Source organism: Ruegeria lacuscaerulensis (assembly GCF_013033355.1).
GTDB lineage: Bacteria > Pseudomonadota > Alphaproteobacteria > Rhodobacterales > Rhodobacteraceae > Ruegeria > Ruegeria lacuscaerulensis_A.
In genome coordinates, this window is sequence record NZ_WQDY01000008.1 from 86,085 (window position 1) to 100,573 (window position 14,489).

A 14,489-nucleotide genomic window follows, 5' to 3' on the forward strand; every position below is an offset into this window, starting at 1 on the left:
AAGAGATATGGATGACGCGTTCAAACCGTCCCGCCGGGCCTTCCTGAAAGGCAGTGCTGCGGTCGCCGCAGGATCAGTCGCGGGTGCGGCAGCCGCAGACACGCCCGATCCACTGATAACAGAGCTTCAGGATTGGGCGTCTTATACGGGTGCCGGTGTCGATGAGTCACCTTATGGCCTGCCGATCAGTTTCGAATCTCATGTCGTTCGGCGCAACGTGGAATGGCTGACCGCCTCTCCGATTTCGTCGATCAACTTCACACCGATCCACGCCCTTGATGGTACGATCACTCCGCAAGGATGCGCTTTTGAGCGTCATCATTCGGGCGCGATTGAGCTGCGCAAAGAGGATTATCGCCTGATGATCAACGGGCTGGTCGATCGCCCGCTTGTGTTTACTTATGAAGACATTGAGCGTTTCCCGCGCGAAAACCATGTGTATTTCTGCGAATGCGCGGCGAACACTGGTATGGAGTGGGCTGGTGCTCAACTCAATGGCGTCCAATTTACGCACGGCATGATTCATAACATGGAATACACCGGCGTTCCTCTGCGCACGCTGTTGCAGGAAGCAGGCGCCGATTTCTCACCAGACAAATGGGTCTATGTTGAAGGCGCAGACGCGTCATCAAATGGCCGCTCCATCCCGATGGAAAAAGCGCTGGATGACGTGTTGGTGGCTTTCAAGGCAAATGGTGAAGCGCTGCGCATGGAGCATGGATATCCGGTGCGACTGGTTGTTCCTGGCTGGGAAGGCAACATGTGGGTCAAGTGGCTGCGCCGCATTGAGGTCGTCGATATGGCGGTCGAAAGCCGCGAAGAAACATCAAAATACACTGATGTCTACGCTGATGGCACAGCCCAGAAATGGACGTGGGTGATGGATGCAAAATCCGTCATCACCTCACCCAGCCCGCAAATGCCGATCAAACACGGACCGGGACCTTTGGTCATTTCCGGGCTTGCTTGGTCAGGCCACGGGCAAATTACGCGGGTCGATGTGTCCAAGGACGGTGGGATCACCTGGGAGACGGCGCGTCTTGGCAAGCAGGGCGGCAGCAAGGCTTTGACGCGTTTCTATCTCGATACGAATTGGGACGGAGCACCAATGTTGTTGCAGGCCCGGGCGATAGACGAGACTGGCTATGTGCAGCCAACCAAAGACCAGCTACGCGAAAAGCGCGGAGAAAACGCGGTCTACCACAACAACTGTATCCAAACTTGGTACGTGAGCGCAGAAGGGATCGCTGAGAATGTCGAAGTCTCTTAGTCATGTTTTCCTGCCCGTATTTGGTGGCACAGCCTTTGTGCTTGCGGCAGCGTTGGTATTTGCCAATCGGAACTACGGCCAGTCGAAGATAGACACTTTGGAAACCCGGATAGGTCAGGTTGAAGCGCATGCAGCATCAGCTCTAGAAAACGCGCAAGCGGAGGCCAGTCGAGCGGCTGAACTCGAGACTATAGTCGAAGAAATCCAAGCGGCCGCCGCGGAACGGGTTGCAAATGGTGCGAACCTAACTGCACCGGCGCCCATTCGCGACGGTACTATTGGGCTTGGACGTCCTGCATTGGAGGAAGAGATCGCTGCCTGGAACGTTGACATCTTGCCCGACGGGCGTGGCTTGCCGGTTGGATCAGGCGATGTCTGGACCGGAGAAGAAGTGTTTGTCGACCGGTGTGCGTCCTGCCACGGAGAGTTTGCCGAGGGCGCCGACAATTGGCCTGTTCTGGCCGGTGGATTCGACACGCTTGCCGACGAGGATCCTGTAAAAACCATCGGGTCTTATTGGCCTCATTTGTCGACCGCTTGGGACTATATTTCCCGCTCAATGCCATTTGGTGAAGCAGGTACGCTTACGGCGGATGAGACCTACGCAATCGTCGCCTATATCCTTTATTCCAACGATCTGGTGGATGACGATTTCGTTCTCAGCAATGAAAATTTCGCCGAATTCAGGATGTACAACAAGGATGGATTTGTCGTCGACACGCGACCTGAGACTGAGTACGCAGAATGGCGAGAAGAGCCCTGCATGGAGAACTGCAAAACAGAGGCCGCGGTTACTATGCGTTCTGTCTTTCTGGTTGAGACACCACCAGAAGGCGGTTCGAATTCGGTCATGAATGAAGCCAGTGCGGACGAGTTACCGACGTTTACGGCGGAAGGGCCCTCGTTCATTCCAGCCGCAGCGCCAAGACCTGAGGAAGAAGCTGCCGCTACACCGGCTGTTCAGGAAATCGACGAGGCTGACCAGATTACGGAACTGTTCGCAGCCGGTGAGAAGGTCTTCAAGAAGTGTAAGTCCTGCCATCAGGTTGGTGACGGTGCTAAGGACAGCACGGGTCCCGCGCTGAACGGAGTTATCGGGGCCAACGCAGGGTCGGTTGAAGGGTTCAAATACTCCAAAGCTATGAAAACAGCTGCCGAGGCCGGTCTTGTTTGGACCGAAGAAGAAATGGCGGCCTTCCTTACAAAACCCAAGGACTACATGAAAGGCACGCGCATGTCATTTGCGGGTCTAAAGAAACCGGACGATATTGAAGCCGTGATCGTCTACCTCAAGTCTTTCGGAAGCTGATCGTGCGGTGGTCGTGCATTCTAACCTGCGCAACACTTTTGGTTGCGATCGCGCCATCGACCCACGCGGCAGATGACCTTGGTGATGCTGAAGCTGGCAAAGTGGTGTTTGCCAAATGCAAAGGTTGTCATCAGGTTGGAGAAGGAGCCGAAAATAAAATCGGGCCGCATCTGAACGGTGTTTTTGGTCGGAAAGCCGCAGGCCTCGATGGGTTTAATTACTCCAAGAGCCTTGTGCGTGCAGGTAGCTCGGGTCTGGAATGGCACGCTGACACTCTGTCCGCCTACATCGAAAACCCACGCTCATTTGCGTCAGGCACGAGGATGAGTTTTCGCGGTTTGAACGACCCGGAAGACCGAGCCAACGTGATCGCGTATTTGCGGGGTTTTTCAGACAATCCCCGAGATATCCCGGAAGCGGATCCAACCGCGAAAGGCACGGATCATTCGATCGATCCTGCGATCCTGGCGATACAAGGAGATCCTGAGTACGGCGCATATCTCAGCAGCGAATGTACAACATGCCACCAGATTGAGGGAGGCGATGAGGGCATTCCTTCGATTGTGTACTGGCCTGACGAAGACTTCGTGGTCGCCATGCACGCTTACAAGGACAAACAGCGGCCACATCCGGTCATGCAAATGATCGCTGGACGGCTGAGCAATGACGAGATCGCGGCATTGGCCGCCTACTTCAATAATCCAGAATGAAAGTGCCTAAGGGGAGGAAACGCGATGACACTCAATAGACGAGTATTTCTTGGAGCCGCAGGGGTAGTGGCCGCCGGGCTATCCGCTCCGATGGTGCTGGCTCAAGGCAAGCCCCGTGTAGTGGTTGTTGGTGGCGGTGCAGGCGGTGCAACTGCCGCGCGGTACATTGCAAAGGACAGCAAAGGTGAGATTGACGTGACGCTGATTGAGCCGTCTCGGACTTACTATACCTGTTTCTTCTCAAACCTTTATTTGGGAGGTTTTCAGGAGCTATCGGACATCGCCCACAGCTACGGCACGCTTGCCGCGAACTACGGTATCAACGTCGTGCATGATTGGGCCACTGGGGTCGACCGCGACGCAAAGACGGTGTCCTTGGCAGGTGGTGGGTCAGTTCCTTATGACAAACTGATCCTCAGCCCGGGTATCGACTTTGTTGATGGCGCGGTCGAGGGCTGGGACCTATCGGCCCAAAACAAGATGCCACATGCGTACAAGGCTGGTTCTCAGACTGAGCTTTTGAAAGCGCAGATCATGGCGATGCCCGAAGGCGGTACCTTCGCGATGGTCGCTCCTCCTAACCCGTACCGTTGCCCGCCCGGGCCGTATGAACGGGTTTCGATGGTGGCGCACGTGCTGAAGGCAAACAACCCAACAGCAAAGATCATTGTCGCCGATCCGAAGCCGAAATTCTCGAAAATGGCTTTGTTCCAAGAGGGCTGGGGAAACAACTACGAAGGAATGGTCGACTGGATCGGCGAAGATTTCGGCGGTGGCATTGTATCCGTGAATCCGGATGCAATGACGGTGACTATCGACGGCGAAGAGACGAAGGTTGATGTCTGCAATGTGATCCCAGCGATGAAAGCAGGTCGAATTGCGGAAATGGCGGGAGTGACCGATGGCAACTGGGCACCAGTAAATGCTGCGGACATGTCCTCCAAAGCCGATCCGGATATCTACGTTCTTGGTGATGCCAGCCAGCAGGGTGACATGCCGAAATCCGGTTTTTCGGCAAACAGTCAGGCAAAAGTATGTGCGAATGCGGTGCGAGGTGCGTTGACCGGATCTAAAGTATTCCCGGCCAAGTTCTCGAACACATGCTGGTCGCTGATCGATACCGATGATGGCGTTAAGGTTGGCGCAACCTATGAGGCGACGCCAGAAAAGATCGCGAAAGTCGATGGCTTTATCAGTCAAACCGGTGAAGATGCCGATTTGAGAAAAGCGACTTACGAAGAGTCGCTGGGTTGGTACGCCGGTATCACGTCGGACATGTTTGGTTGAGGCAATCGGGGGCTTTGACCGGTGTCAAAGACCCCGATGATCAATCTGAGAAAATGCGGTTCAGGAGGAGGACTAAAAACATGAAACACTTTATCGCCGCAGCCGCGTTTTCCACTGTTCTGGCGAGCCAAGGGCTTGCAGAAGAGATCATCACTATCCCCTTCGACGGCAGTTTTGATGATGCAACGTTCGCCGTCGAGTCCGCTATTGTGGGACAGGGACTGGTCATCGACTATGTAAGCCACGTCGGCGACATGTTGAATCGAACAGGCGCTGATGTCGGCAGCGACAAACAGATATTTGCAGCTGCAGACATCTTAATCTTCTGCTCGGCAAAAATTTCGCGCGAGGTCATGGAAGCCGACCCAATGAATATTGGCTTCTGCCCCTATGGGATTTTTGTAGCCGAAGACGACAATGGTGTGATGGTTGGATACCGAAGCTATCCTGATGGACCAATGCAAAAGGTTCAGACCCTGTTGTCCGGGATCGTAGAAGAAGCCGTTGAGAACTGAAATGAACTACCAGCGGTTTTTTCGTGATCAACTCGACCAGCTTCAAGAGGAAGGGAACTATCGGGTCTTTGCGGATCTCGAAAGGCAGTGTGGCGCGTTCCCGCAAGCGCGTAGCTACGCGGAAAATGGTCCCGAGAAAGTCACTGTATGGTGCTCTAATGATTATCTGGGGATGGGTCAGCACCCCAGTGTTATTGCAGCAATGCACAAGGTGATCGATGAGTGTGGTGCCGGGGCAGGCGGAACGCGGAATATCTCTGGAACGACCCACGAGCATGTTTTGCTGGAACGAGAACTTGCTGACTTGCACCGAAAAGATGCTGCTTTGCTGTTCACCTCCGGGTACGTCTCGAACTGGGCTGCCTTGGGAACTTTGGCGTCTCGCATTCCTGGCATCACAGTCCTGTCTGACGAGTTGAACCATGCCTCGATGATCGAGGGCATTCGCCACAGTCGGTGCCAGAAGCGTATCTGGAAACACAACGATGTGGCGGACCTTGAAAGGCACCTTGCTGAATTGCCTGCCAATGCACCGAAGCTCATTGCGTTTGAGAGCGTCTATTCCATGGATGGCGATATTGCACCAATTGCCGAGATCTGTGATCTGGCTGATCGCTATGGTGCGATGACCTATTTGGATGAGGTTCACGCCGTAGGGCTTTATGGACCACGCGGCGGAGGCATTGCCGAACGCGAGGGTCTGATGGATCGGCTAACCGTCATTGAGGGGACATTGGGCAAAGCATTCGGCGTAGTTGGTGGATACATCTCGGCGTCGAAAGAGCTTGTCGACTTTGTGCGATCCTTCGCCAGCGGGTTTATCTTTACCACTGCATTGCCTCCAGCCGTGGCCGCAGGAGCTGCTGCTTCGGTTCGGCACCTGAAGCAAAGCAATTCGGAACGACATCTACACCAGCAGCGCGTGCGCGAGGTGCGAGACAGGCTGGACGATCTGGGCATTCCGCATACACCGAACCCAAGTCACATAATTCCGGTCATGGTCGGCGATCCGGTCAAGTGTCGCTTCATCTCTGACGTGCTGATGCGTGACTATGGAATTTATATCCAGCCGATCAATTATCCAACCGTCCCCAAGGGAACGGAACGTCTACGGATTACACCTTCCCCAGTGCATTCCACCGACGACGTGGATCGACTGGTGTCTGCCTTGGGTGAGCTATGGACACAATGCCAGTTGGCGCGCAGACCAATGGCCGCTCAATGACAACTTGACCGAAGACAAGGACGCGCAAGCAACCAAGTGAGAGTCTCTGTTGATGGAAAGACTCATCGATTTGTTGGGAGACCCTGGCGCTTTGGCATTTGCCGGTGCGCTTGTCGGTATCTTGTTCGGCGTGACGGCCCAGAAGTCTCACTTTTGTTTGAGAGCGTCGACCATCGAAGTCGCCAAAGGCGAGCTTGGTCCTCGACTGGCTGTCTGGCTAATCGCCTTCACCGCAACGCTCACCTTAGTGCAGGCGTTTGTCGCGTTTGAGTGGTTAGACCTTTCTGAGACACGCGCGATTGCGTCGACGGGCAGTCTCAGCGGCGCGATAATTGGCGGAGCGATGTTCGGCGTTGGTATGGTTCTGGCGCGTGGGTGCGCATCTCGCCTGTTGGTATTGGCCTCCTGCGGTAATCTGCGCGCCCTGATTGCAGGATTGGTTTTAACCTTAGTGGCTCAGGCTGCTTACACGGGCGTTCTTAGTCCCGCCCGCGAATTGCTTTCTGGGATCTGGACTGTCTCAGGGGGCGCCTCGAGAGATCTTTCAGAAATACTTGGATTTTCGTCAGTTGCTTATACAGCCGTTGCAGTATTGGGATTGGTGTCGGCAATTGCATTCGCATTCCACCGGAGAGTTGCTCCAATCAGGATCGTAACAGCCGCAGGAGTTGGCGTGGCGGTGGCGCTTGGCTGGTTAATGACATTTGCCATCGCGCAAGCATCATTTGAAGTCGTGCCTGTTTCGTCAGTCACGTTCACCGGACCGGCTACGGATACACTGATGGCGTTGGTTGCCGAGCGAAACGTCGTGTTGTCCTTCGGTATCGGCCTTGTTCCAGGCGTAGCAATTGGTGCTGCAGGCTCGGCCCTAACTGCAGGGGAGTGGAAGATCGAACGTTTTGGTCCGGATGCTCCGATGGAGCGCTACCTTGTTGGAGCTGTCCTCATGGGGTTTGGAGCCATGCTGGCCGGAGGTTGCGCCGTGGGTGCAGGGCTTTCAGGAGGGTCCGCCCTGTCATTGACGGCTTGGCTTGCCGTTTTCTTCATGTGGGTTGGAGCGATCAGCGCGCATAGGTTAATGCGCCGAATTCCTGTTCCTCAAACGTCCTGAGTTATTCGAATTCCATCTGCTCAAATACCCGCCCGGCATTTTTTGTCGCCAGTTCCTCAAACGTGTCCAAATGGGCATACGGTGATTGATCGACATAGTAAGCCTCTGCCAGATCGCCGCCGGCATCCATGTGCTCTTGGATCTTGCCGCGCAGGTAGACTAGGTAGTCGCGTGTATAGCGGCGCACCTGATCCATGTTCGTCGGATGACCATGTCCGGGGATGACATACTTGGCTCCCAAAGCTTCGAACTCGTTGTCCCATGTTTCAAGCCAATCCGCTGTATAGGTCTCTTGAAAGATCGGCAGCATTCGCTCGTGAAACGCCATATCACCCGCGATAACTAGGCTTTGGTTCGGCAGCCAAATCGAGATATCGCCGGGACTATGGGCCGGCCCGAGATATTTGGCCTCAATCCGGAAATCACCCATTTCAATCACGTATTCATCCTCGAATGTCTCGGTTGGGCCTGCCAGGAAGGTTCTTTCAGCCTTGTCCTGGTTGTACCGCTGCATTCCTTCAAGGATCTGTGGGCCGTATTCCTCGAATTCAGCCGCAGCATCCGAATGGGCGATGATCGGAATACCGAGCTCTGACCAGTAGGCGTTGCCAAGCGTCGCGTGCCCCTGACCATTTTCGTTGAAGACAAGCTTAACCGGCTGATCCGTGATTGCCTGAATTTCCTGGTGAAGCGCTTCAGCAAGCACATAAGCCGCGCCGCCGTTTATGACGATCACGCCATCTCCGGTAACTATGAAGCTGAGGTTGTTGTTGTGACCAGAGTTCTCGTAGGTCGGCGGGGCGGTTGCGCCAATGGCGGAATAGACCCCGGGGATGTACTCGACCGGTTTGGAATACAGCACACTTTGCGGGTATTGGTCTGCAATATCCTCGCTTGCCCAAGCTGGTGTGGCTAGGGCCAAGAAAATCGCCAGCGATCGCATCATTATTGTTCTCCAATGAACTTATAAGCAGACCCAGTCTTCTCGATCCGGCCGATTCCACCATTCGGCAGGTGGAAACCAATTATTTTCATTTGCTCGTGTGAAATCTGATCCAGCAGTGAATTCCGAGTTGCTGCCGCCGCCTGCGGATCCTGATCCGTGCCGCTGTGCCAGTCGGGGCGTTCAAAAGCTACGTGTGGATTTCCCAGCGCGTCGCCGACAATCATCACGGATTCACCCCCGCTGCGAATTTCAAACGCCATGTGACCGGGAGTGTGTCCAAAGCTCGCGCGTGCGGCAATACCGGGAAGGATCTCTTGCCCGTCGTCAAAGAACGCGGTCTGATCTTCAATTGCTTCCATACGCCGTTTTGCGCCTACTGCGAACGCAGCGCGATCTTCTCCAATGGTATCCACCGTTGAGGGGTTCCACCAATAATCCCACTCATTACGGCCAAAGTGATGCGTGGCGTTGGGGAACAGAAGGTCGTCGAAATCATCCAAAACACCCCAAATGTGATCCGGGTGCGCATGGGTGAAGATCACGTGCGAGATGTCTTCGGGCGACAGGTCGGTTGTTTCAAGAGCCTCCAGAAGATTACCAGAAGTGGGCATGAAATCTGGCCCAGATCCCACATCGAACAGCACGGAGTTTTGATCGTCTTGATAAAGTGCCACGTTGCACTCTGGCTCGTACTTGGTAGCGTCCACCTTGTAGTTATCCAAAAGCTGCCTGAGCTCTTCCTTCGGCATGGCGCCAAAGACCATTTCCGAAGGCAATGACAGGTACCCATCTGACATGGTTGTAATCCGAGCCGAAGCACCGAGTTGTAACTCTGCCCACCCGATCTTGGATTGAACTCCAAGCGCTGCGATACACGTGGCGCCATACAAGAATCTGCGTCGTGAAAACTCATTTCGATCCATTAACAATCAATAAAATGAATATATTAATTTGTAAATGACGTAAGGTGGGGTCTTTCCAGAAGAACTAGAGTTGGGGCGGGCAGGGGCTTTCGCAGCATTTACTCTATGAAATAAAAATCGCCAATTTAGCACCTCAAGACCAGCTTCAATGTCATTCGCTTTCCGGTGGTGCCGTATACAGGCATCACGTCCTATGCAATTTGCTCGTCGCTCGATGTCTGCTCTGTCCGCAAAGTAGACGTTCAAGCAAGGCGCAGCGAACGACCGCATGGAGCCCAAAGCGGAAACGAATATGTATCTCGTAAAGTGGGCCCACAAGCCTAACGCAACGATGAGTTCAGTCGTGCAGTTTCTGGCAGTTTCTCATATCGACAATTAAGGATCAGGAAGAGGAGGAATGGTCCGTAGATACATTACAATGGCCTCAAGGTCTTCGGGCGACATTGTTGCGTAATAAGCGTAACCCATCGGCGGTAGCATCTGCGTCCCGCTTGGGCGTTTACCCGAGACGATCATTGTTTTCAGCTCTTCGTCCGAATAACCGGCGAGTCCATCCTCGTGGCTGGTGATATTGGGGGCCACTGATACCCCCCACGGTCCATGAAATTCGAAACCGCCTGCACCAAGATGCGTGTCGAACATCGGGCCCTTGGGTCCGAATGTCGTATGACATTCTGTACAATGCGCGACCGGTCCAGCGAGGTATTCGCCGTATTCGACAGTTGCGCCTTGCAATGGAGCCGAAACACTATCAATCGGCGGACCGTAGTTTGGAGGAAGAGGGAATCCGTACGTTGAAACAGGCGTGGAATTGCTACTATCCGGTATCGTCCGAAGAAACATAACCATAGACATGAGGTCTTCATCACTCAGTCCGCGATACAAGCCGATGGGCATAGGCGGTCCAATGACGGTGCCATCTGGACGGATACCTTCACGAATTGCTCGGGCAAGTTCTTCATCGCTCCAACCCGCAACGCGGCTCCCTGGTGTTATGTTAACCGCCCAGGCCTCCATCATGTCGTTTTTTTCAACCATCATGCCGCCAAGCTCATTGGACATATCAGGCCCGTTCGGTCCTTGCGGCGTATGGCAATTGCCGCACGCAGCCGGTCCTCGCACGAGATATTTTCCACGTTCCAAACTTGGTTCAGCCAAGGCGGTAATCGGAAAATAAACAGCTGAAATAGCTATGAGTAGTTTTTGCATAAATTATCCCCCCCAAGAAAAAGTTGGGCGCGTACCGATCAACAAAGACGAACTATCCAGCGTCCCAACAATTTGAAATCATACACTACTTCGAGAAAATCCAAATACTTTGCTGCTCCTCGCTGGGTTTATGTACGACCTTGCCACTGGATTTGCGGGGAAAAAAGTCAATTCAAGAACTTGTCCTGAACTCCCCAAAAATCTTGCATGGGTCGAGCGTTCGCCCACTACAAATACCAACGAGAGGTTGGGTTGCAGTAAGTCTAATTTGAGGGGGGAGTGTCCTCAACATGGAAATCTACCACTACTTAGCAAATGATTGCATCGAGCCTTAGCCGACTTCTTTGCTAATCATTAATCTGGCAGTCCTGCGGCTTTCAGGCCCGCAACGACTTTTTGTCTGTGCTCTTCTTTTGCGTAAGGCAATTGGGAACTCAATGTGGATACCGTAGCTACAGGGATCAGTTCGAGAAGTCTCATGCCGGCTTCCTCAGCTTCTTTCAACTTGCCCTGCGCAGTTTTCACTGCCGACAGAAATATGTAGTTCATAGGGAACTGAGGTGCGTTTCGTATTGCCGCTTGCAAATATTCGATAGCTTCTTCATAGCGGTCAAGTTGCAACATCAAGTGACCATAATTCAGAAGGTATATCGGTGGAGTATGCGGTTCTAGCCGCATAGCTCGGTCCATTGGAGCAATTGCCAACTCCGGTGTTCCCGCGTAGATGAACGACGAAGCCTGCCACAAGTGACCATCGGAAGAATTGGGGTCCAATGACAAGGCTGTTTTATGCTCAGAAAGGGCTCTTTTGAAGCCTTCGCCCCACATATGCATCCAACCCAGAAAAGCATGAGCAGCCGCCAGGTTAGGGTCGATTTTGGCGGCAAGCTCAGCCTCAGCCAACGCCTCTTCGAACGCATTCTGGTGGCTGTTCCACTTGAAGAACCAAGCATGGAATTTTAGGTAGCTTCTAACGGCCATGGCGTAAGCAAAGTTTGGGTCAGCTTCTAAAGCTTTGGTGAATAGTACCTGCGCTTCGGCGTTGGCTTGCGGACCCGGTTCACGATAGCGCTGGCGGCCTTTGAGAAACCAGTCGCGAGCTTCAGTATTACTTGTGTATTGACTGCCAAGACGCGTTTCCTCGCCTTCCCTTAATTGAACAGACAGCGCGTCGACAATTTCCCGTGTAATCTCGTCTTGCAGGTCAAAAACATCTTCTAGCGTTCCGTCCCTGCGATTGGCCCAAACGTGGCTTCCATTTCCGGTTTCAATTAGCTGCGCGTTCATGCGAATTCGGTTGCCTGCCCTGCGGATACTACCCTCTAGGACATAATGCACGCCCAACTCTTTACCGACGAGTCGCAGATCCACCGCCTTGCCTTTGTAAACAAAAGAAGAGTTGCGGCCGATGACCAACAAGCCAGACAATTTTGAGAGGTCGGTGATTAAGTCCTCTGTCATGCCGTCTGCGAAGTACTCTTGCTCTGCATCGCCCGACATATTGTCAAACGGCAAAACTGCGATAGAAGGAATTTCCGGCAGGCTCGGGGCTGAATTCAAAGCTGAATCTGAGGTGGACTTTTTACTTCCTGCGTCATCATTCGCCGAGTTCGTCCATTTCCAGATGCGGATTGGCTCTACAATGTTTTTAACCTGCTGAGCTCCCGCGTCTTGAAAAGGCACATTCAAGCGGTGCTTGATCTGTTCATGGACTGAGGCCGAAATGCAAATCCCGCCAGGATCGGACAGCGTCTCCAATCTTGAGGCCACGTTTACTCCATCGCCATGAATGTCATCACCTTCCACCACAACGTCACCGATATTTATGCCGACACGAAAAGTTATCTCCTGATCGCCCAAGGCTTCTCTGTTGCGTGAATGGATAGAACTTTGGATTTCATACGCGCATGAAACTGCGTCGACGGCGCTGGCAAACTCCGTCAATACTCCGTCGCCCATCCATTTGACTACTCGACCTGCGTGTTTTGCAACGGCGGGCTCGACAACACTTTCCCGAAGTTCTCGCAACTTCGCTAATGTCCGTTCTTCGTTAGAGCGGACAAGGCGCGAGTAACCAACGACATCTGCCGCAAGTATTGCAGCAAGTCTTCGTTTCATACACACAACCCTCCCAAAAAAAGGAGATTAGACTTACGGAAAACTGAAATCCAGTTCTGAGTTGCATCTCGCTCAACAAGACCTGAGTGGTCAAAAGGGGCGCGTAAGCTGGCTACACAGTGGCTGTTTTGTCCGCATTGCGAATAATCATCTGAATGGATCGGGTGTCTGCGTAGACTTCAAAGCGGTCTTTCGTGCTAAGTGCATCAAATAGCCAAGCAGCTGATGTACTCTCGGCGTAACGAGTTTGTAGTCGCGCGGGGGTGGCCATATCTCACCTGACCTGGCAGTCAAAAAGTCCAGATACCCCGCGCTTGGTGTGCGTGGGGTATAAACAAAATTGCGCCGCGTCCGGATGAGGCCGGGGGGTGGGGTGCGACATTCCGACTCGGTTGGGCCTCGGGGATACGACGCTGGAAGCCTCGGCAAGCGGCGTGAATTTAGGGTTAGAATAGGGGCAGACGCGCAATAACGCGAAATAGTTCAATAAAATCAATGGTTTTTGGTGGAGCCTAGGGGAGTCGAACCCCTGACCTCTTGCATGCCATGCAAGCGCTCTCCCAACTGAGCTAAGGCCCCATCTAGGGACTGCCGAAGCAGTGGACGGACGTTTATGAGACGGCGGCAGCGAGTGCAAGTCCAAAAATGGATTCTGGCAAAATCTTTCCGCTCATCGTCCGGGAAGGTTCGAGGCGGCGCTGGGCCGCCTCTGAACGGTATTAGTTTTCGTCTTCAGACGACATGTCTTTGATGTCGTCCAGAGAGACGTCATCATTGTTGTCGTCATCATCATCCAGCAGGTCATCGTCCAGATCGACGTCGACATTGTCGTCATCGTCCAGAACAATATCCTCGTTCGACGCATTCTCGCGCGCTTTGGCCGAGGCCGCATCTTCCGCGTCAGCCGCAATCATCCGGCTTTTGCCGGTGTCCAGCTCAACGATCTCGCCGGTATAGGGGCTGACGATCGGGTCCTTGTTCAGGTCGTAAAACCGCTTGCCGGTTGTTGGGCAAACGCGCTTAACGCCCCATTCTTCCTTGGGCATGTGAAATCCCCTTGATATCAGGTGAGTCGTAATAACGATTCAGGTCACGTGCCACATGCAGCGGGCACTGTCAAAGCCTTTGCACAGGAGAACATAACCAATGGGAGAGCACGCACTACCCGGCACACCCCGTGTGCGGCTGACACTGCGCAAATCAGCGCGTGCCAGGCGGATCAGCCTGCGGATTTCCCAATTGGATGGACGTGTTACACTAACTTACCCCGATGGTGTGCCCGAGTCTGAGGCGTTGAAGTTTGCGCATCTCAAGGCAGACTGGATACGCCAACATCTGCAAGATCGTCCGGATCCTGCGGTGGTGCAATTTGGTCAGATGTTGCCAGTCGAAGGAACCGAACGGCGAATCGTCCCAGCAGAAGGGCGGCGCGTGCTTCTCAGAGGCGACGAAATCGCCGTGCCCGAGGGCGCCGAGGCAAAGCGTTTGGCCCGGTTTCTGAAAGAGCTCGCTCGCGACCGGTTGACCGGTGCCTGCGATGACTACGCGGCGATGTTGGGGCGCAGTTACTCTGGCCTGACTATTCGCGATACGCGGTCGCGTTGGGGGTCATGCAGCTCGGCTGGTGGTTTGATGTTTTCATGGCGGCTGATCCTCGCGCCGTCTGAAATTCTGCACTATGTCGCTGCACATGAAGTGGCCCATCTGGTCGAGATGAACCATTCCCGAGCGTTCTGGGCTCAGGTTGAACGGATATTTGGTGACTACCGTGAACAGCGGCGTTGGCTGCGCGACAACGGGGCGCAGTTGCATCAGTACAGATTTGACGCTCCTGTGAGTTGACCCCAAATCAATTTGTGATCACAT

Annotated in this window: 13 protein-coding genes and 1 tRNA gene; 8 read left to right on the forward strand and 6 right to left on the reverse strand. The window is 53.7% G+C overall.

Annotated elements, in window-relative coordinates:
- Positions 1–7: 7 nt before the first annotated feature.
- The 7 genes from soxC to GOW48_RS14670 all read left to right on the forward strand — a co-directional run bounded on the left by soxC (position 8) and on the right by GOW48_RS14670 (position 7,427).
- Complete coding sequence (gene soxC, locus GOW48_RS14640) at positions 8–1,270, forward strand: sulfite dehydrogenase (protein ID WP_170754911.1); 1,263 nt, start codon at positions 8–10, stop codon at positions 1,268–1,270.
- Positions 1,254–2,579, forward strand: a complete 1,326-nt coding sequence (locus tag GOW48_RS14645; protein WP_170754913.1) for a c-type cytochrome — start codon at positions 1,254–1,256, stop codon at positions 2,577–2,579. Before soxC ends, GOW48_RS14645 begins: the two co-directional genes overlap by 17 nt.
- A gap of 2 nt (positions 2,580–2,581) precedes the next feature.
- Positions 2,582–3,289 carry a c-type cytochrome gene (locus tag GOW48_RS14650; protein ID WP_414478919.1) on the forward strand — a complete coding sequence of 236 codons (708 nt, stop codon included), beginning with the start codon at positions 2,582–2,584 and terminating at the stop codon, positions 3,287–3,289.
- A 24-nt stretch (positions 3,290–3,313) separates the two neighbouring features.
- On the forward strand, positions 3,314–4,576 hold the full coding sequence (locus GOW48_RS14655; RefSeq protein WP_170754915.1) for an NAD(P)/FAD-dependent oxidoreductase: 1,263 nt from the start codon (positions 3,314–3,316) through the stop codon (positions 4,574–4,576).
- Positions 4,577–4,656: 80 nt separating this feature from the next.
- The gene (locus GOW48_RS14660; protein WP_170754917.1) at positions 4,657–5,091 is read left to right on the forward strand and encodes a DUF302 domain-containing protein; all 435 of its coding nucleotides are present in this window, start codon (positions 4,657–4,659) and stop codon (positions 5,089–5,091) included.
- Between the two features lies 1 nt (position 5,092).
- The gene (hemA, locus tag GOW48_RS14665; protein ID WP_170754919.1) at positions 5,093–6,316 is read left to right on the forward strand and encodes a 5-aminolevulinate synthase; all 1,224 of its coding nucleotides are present in this window, start codon (positions 5,093–5,095) and stop codon (positions 6,314–6,316) included.
- Positions 6,317–6,368: 52 nt separating this feature from the next.
- Complete coding sequence (locus GOW48_RS14670) at positions 6,369–7,427, forward strand: YeeE/YedE family protein (RefSeq protein WP_331251816.1); 1,059 nt, start codon at positions 6,369–6,371, stop codon at positions 7,425–7,427.
- Position 7,428: 1 nt separating this feature from the next.
- Here GOW48_RS14670 and GOW48_RS14675 read toward each other — a convergent pair whose 3' ends face one another.
- From GOW48_RS14675 to GOW48_RS14700, 6 genes are all read right to left on the reverse strand, one after another.
- A complete protein-coding gene (locus GOW48_RS14675; protein ID WP_170755108.1) occupies positions 7,429–8,370 on the reverse strand; it encodes an MBL fold metallo-hydrolase in 942 nt (313 codons plus the stop codon).
- Positions 8,371–8,372: 2 nt separating this feature from the next.
- Positions 8,373–9,137, reverse strand: coding sequence for an MBL fold metallo-hydrolase (locus tag GOW48_RS14680; protein WP_234900793.1), 765 nt, complete (start codon positions 9,135–9,137; stop codon positions 8,373–8,375).
- A 534-nt stretch (positions 9,138–9,671) separates the two neighbouring features.
- Positions 9,672–10,505 (reverse strand): c-type cytochrome, encoded by an 834-nt coding sequence (locus GOW48_RS14685; protein WP_170754924.1) that lies wholly within the window; start codon positions 10,503–10,505, stop codon positions 9,672–9,674.
- A gap of 354 nt (positions 10,506–10,859) precedes the next feature.
- On the reverse strand, positions 10,860–12,623 hold the full coding sequence (locus tag GOW48_RS14690) for an adenylate/guanylate cyclase domain-containing protein (RefSeq protein WP_170754926.1): 1,764 nt from the start codon (positions 12,621–12,623) through the stop codon (positions 10,860–10,862).
- Between the two features lie 503 nt (positions 12,624–13,126).
- Positions 13,127–13,202, reverse strand: a tRNA-Ala gene (locus GOW48_RS14695).
- Between the two features lie 140 nt (positions 13,203–13,342).
- A complete protein-coding gene (locus tag GOW48_RS14700; RefSeq protein WP_170754928.1) occupies positions 13,343–13,669 on the reverse strand; it encodes a TIGR02300 family protein in 327 nt (108 codons plus the stop codon).
- Between the two features lie 100 nt (positions 13,670–13,769).
- Between GOW48_RS14700 and GOW48_RS14705 the strand changes: the two genes are divergently transcribed.
- Entirely contained in the window at positions 13,770–14,465 is a 696-nt protein-coding gene (locus tag GOW48_RS14705; RefSeq protein WP_170754930.1) for a M48 family metallopeptidase, read from the forward strand.
- The last annotated feature ends 24 nt before the right edge of the window (positions 14,466–14,489 follow it).

Bases quoted from the DNA above. Each gene is read 5' to 3' on its own strand.
- soxC (WP_170754911.1), top strand. From the start codon at position 8: ATGGATGACGCGTTCAAACCGTCCCGCCGGGCCTTCCTGAAAGGCAGT.
- GOW48_RS14645 (WP_170754913.1), top strand. From the start codon at position 1,254: ATGTCGAAGTCTCTTAGTCATGTTTTCCTGCCCGTATTTGGTGGCACA.
- GOW48_RS14655 (WP_170754915.1), top strand. From the start codon at position 3,314: ATGACACTCAATAGACGAGTATTTCTTGGAGCCGCAGGGGTAGTGGCC.
- GOW48_RS14660 (WP_170754917.1), top strand. From the start codon at position 4,657: ATGAAACACTTTATCGCCGCAGCCGCGTTTTCCACTGTTCTGGCGAGC.
- hemA (WP_170754919.1), top strand. From the start codon at position 5,093: ATGAACTACCAGCGGTTTTTTCGTGATCAACTCGACCAGCTTCAAGAG.
- GOW48_RS14670 (WP_331251816.1), top strand. From the start codon at position 6,369: ATGGAAAGACTCATCGATTTGTTGGGAGACCCTGGCGCTTTGGCATTT.
- GOW48_RS14675 (WP_170755108.1), bottom strand. From the start codon at position 8,370: ATGCGATCGCTGGCGATTTTCTTGGCCCTAGCCACACCAGCTTGGGCA.
- GOW48_RS14680 (WP_234900793.1), bottom strand. From the start codon at position 9,137: ATGGTCTTTGGCGCCATGCCGAAGGAAGAGCTCAGGCAGCTTTTGGAT.
- GOW48_RS14685 (WP_170754924.1), bottom strand. From the start codon at position 10,505: ATGCAAAAACTACTCATAGCTATTTCAGCTGTTTATTTTCCGATTACC.
- GOW48_RS14690 (WP_170754926.1), bottom strand. From the start codon at position 12,623: ATGAAACGAAGACTTGCTGCAATACTTGCGGCAGATGTCGTTGGTTAC.
- GOW48_RS14700 (WP_170754928.1), bottom strand. From the start codon at position 13,669: ATGCCCAAGGAAGAATGGGGCGTTAAGCGCGTTTGCCCAACAACCGGC.
- GOW48_RS14705 (WP_170754930.1), top strand. From the start codon at position 13,770: ATGGGAGAGCACGCACTACCCGGCACACCCCGTGTGCGGCTGACACTG.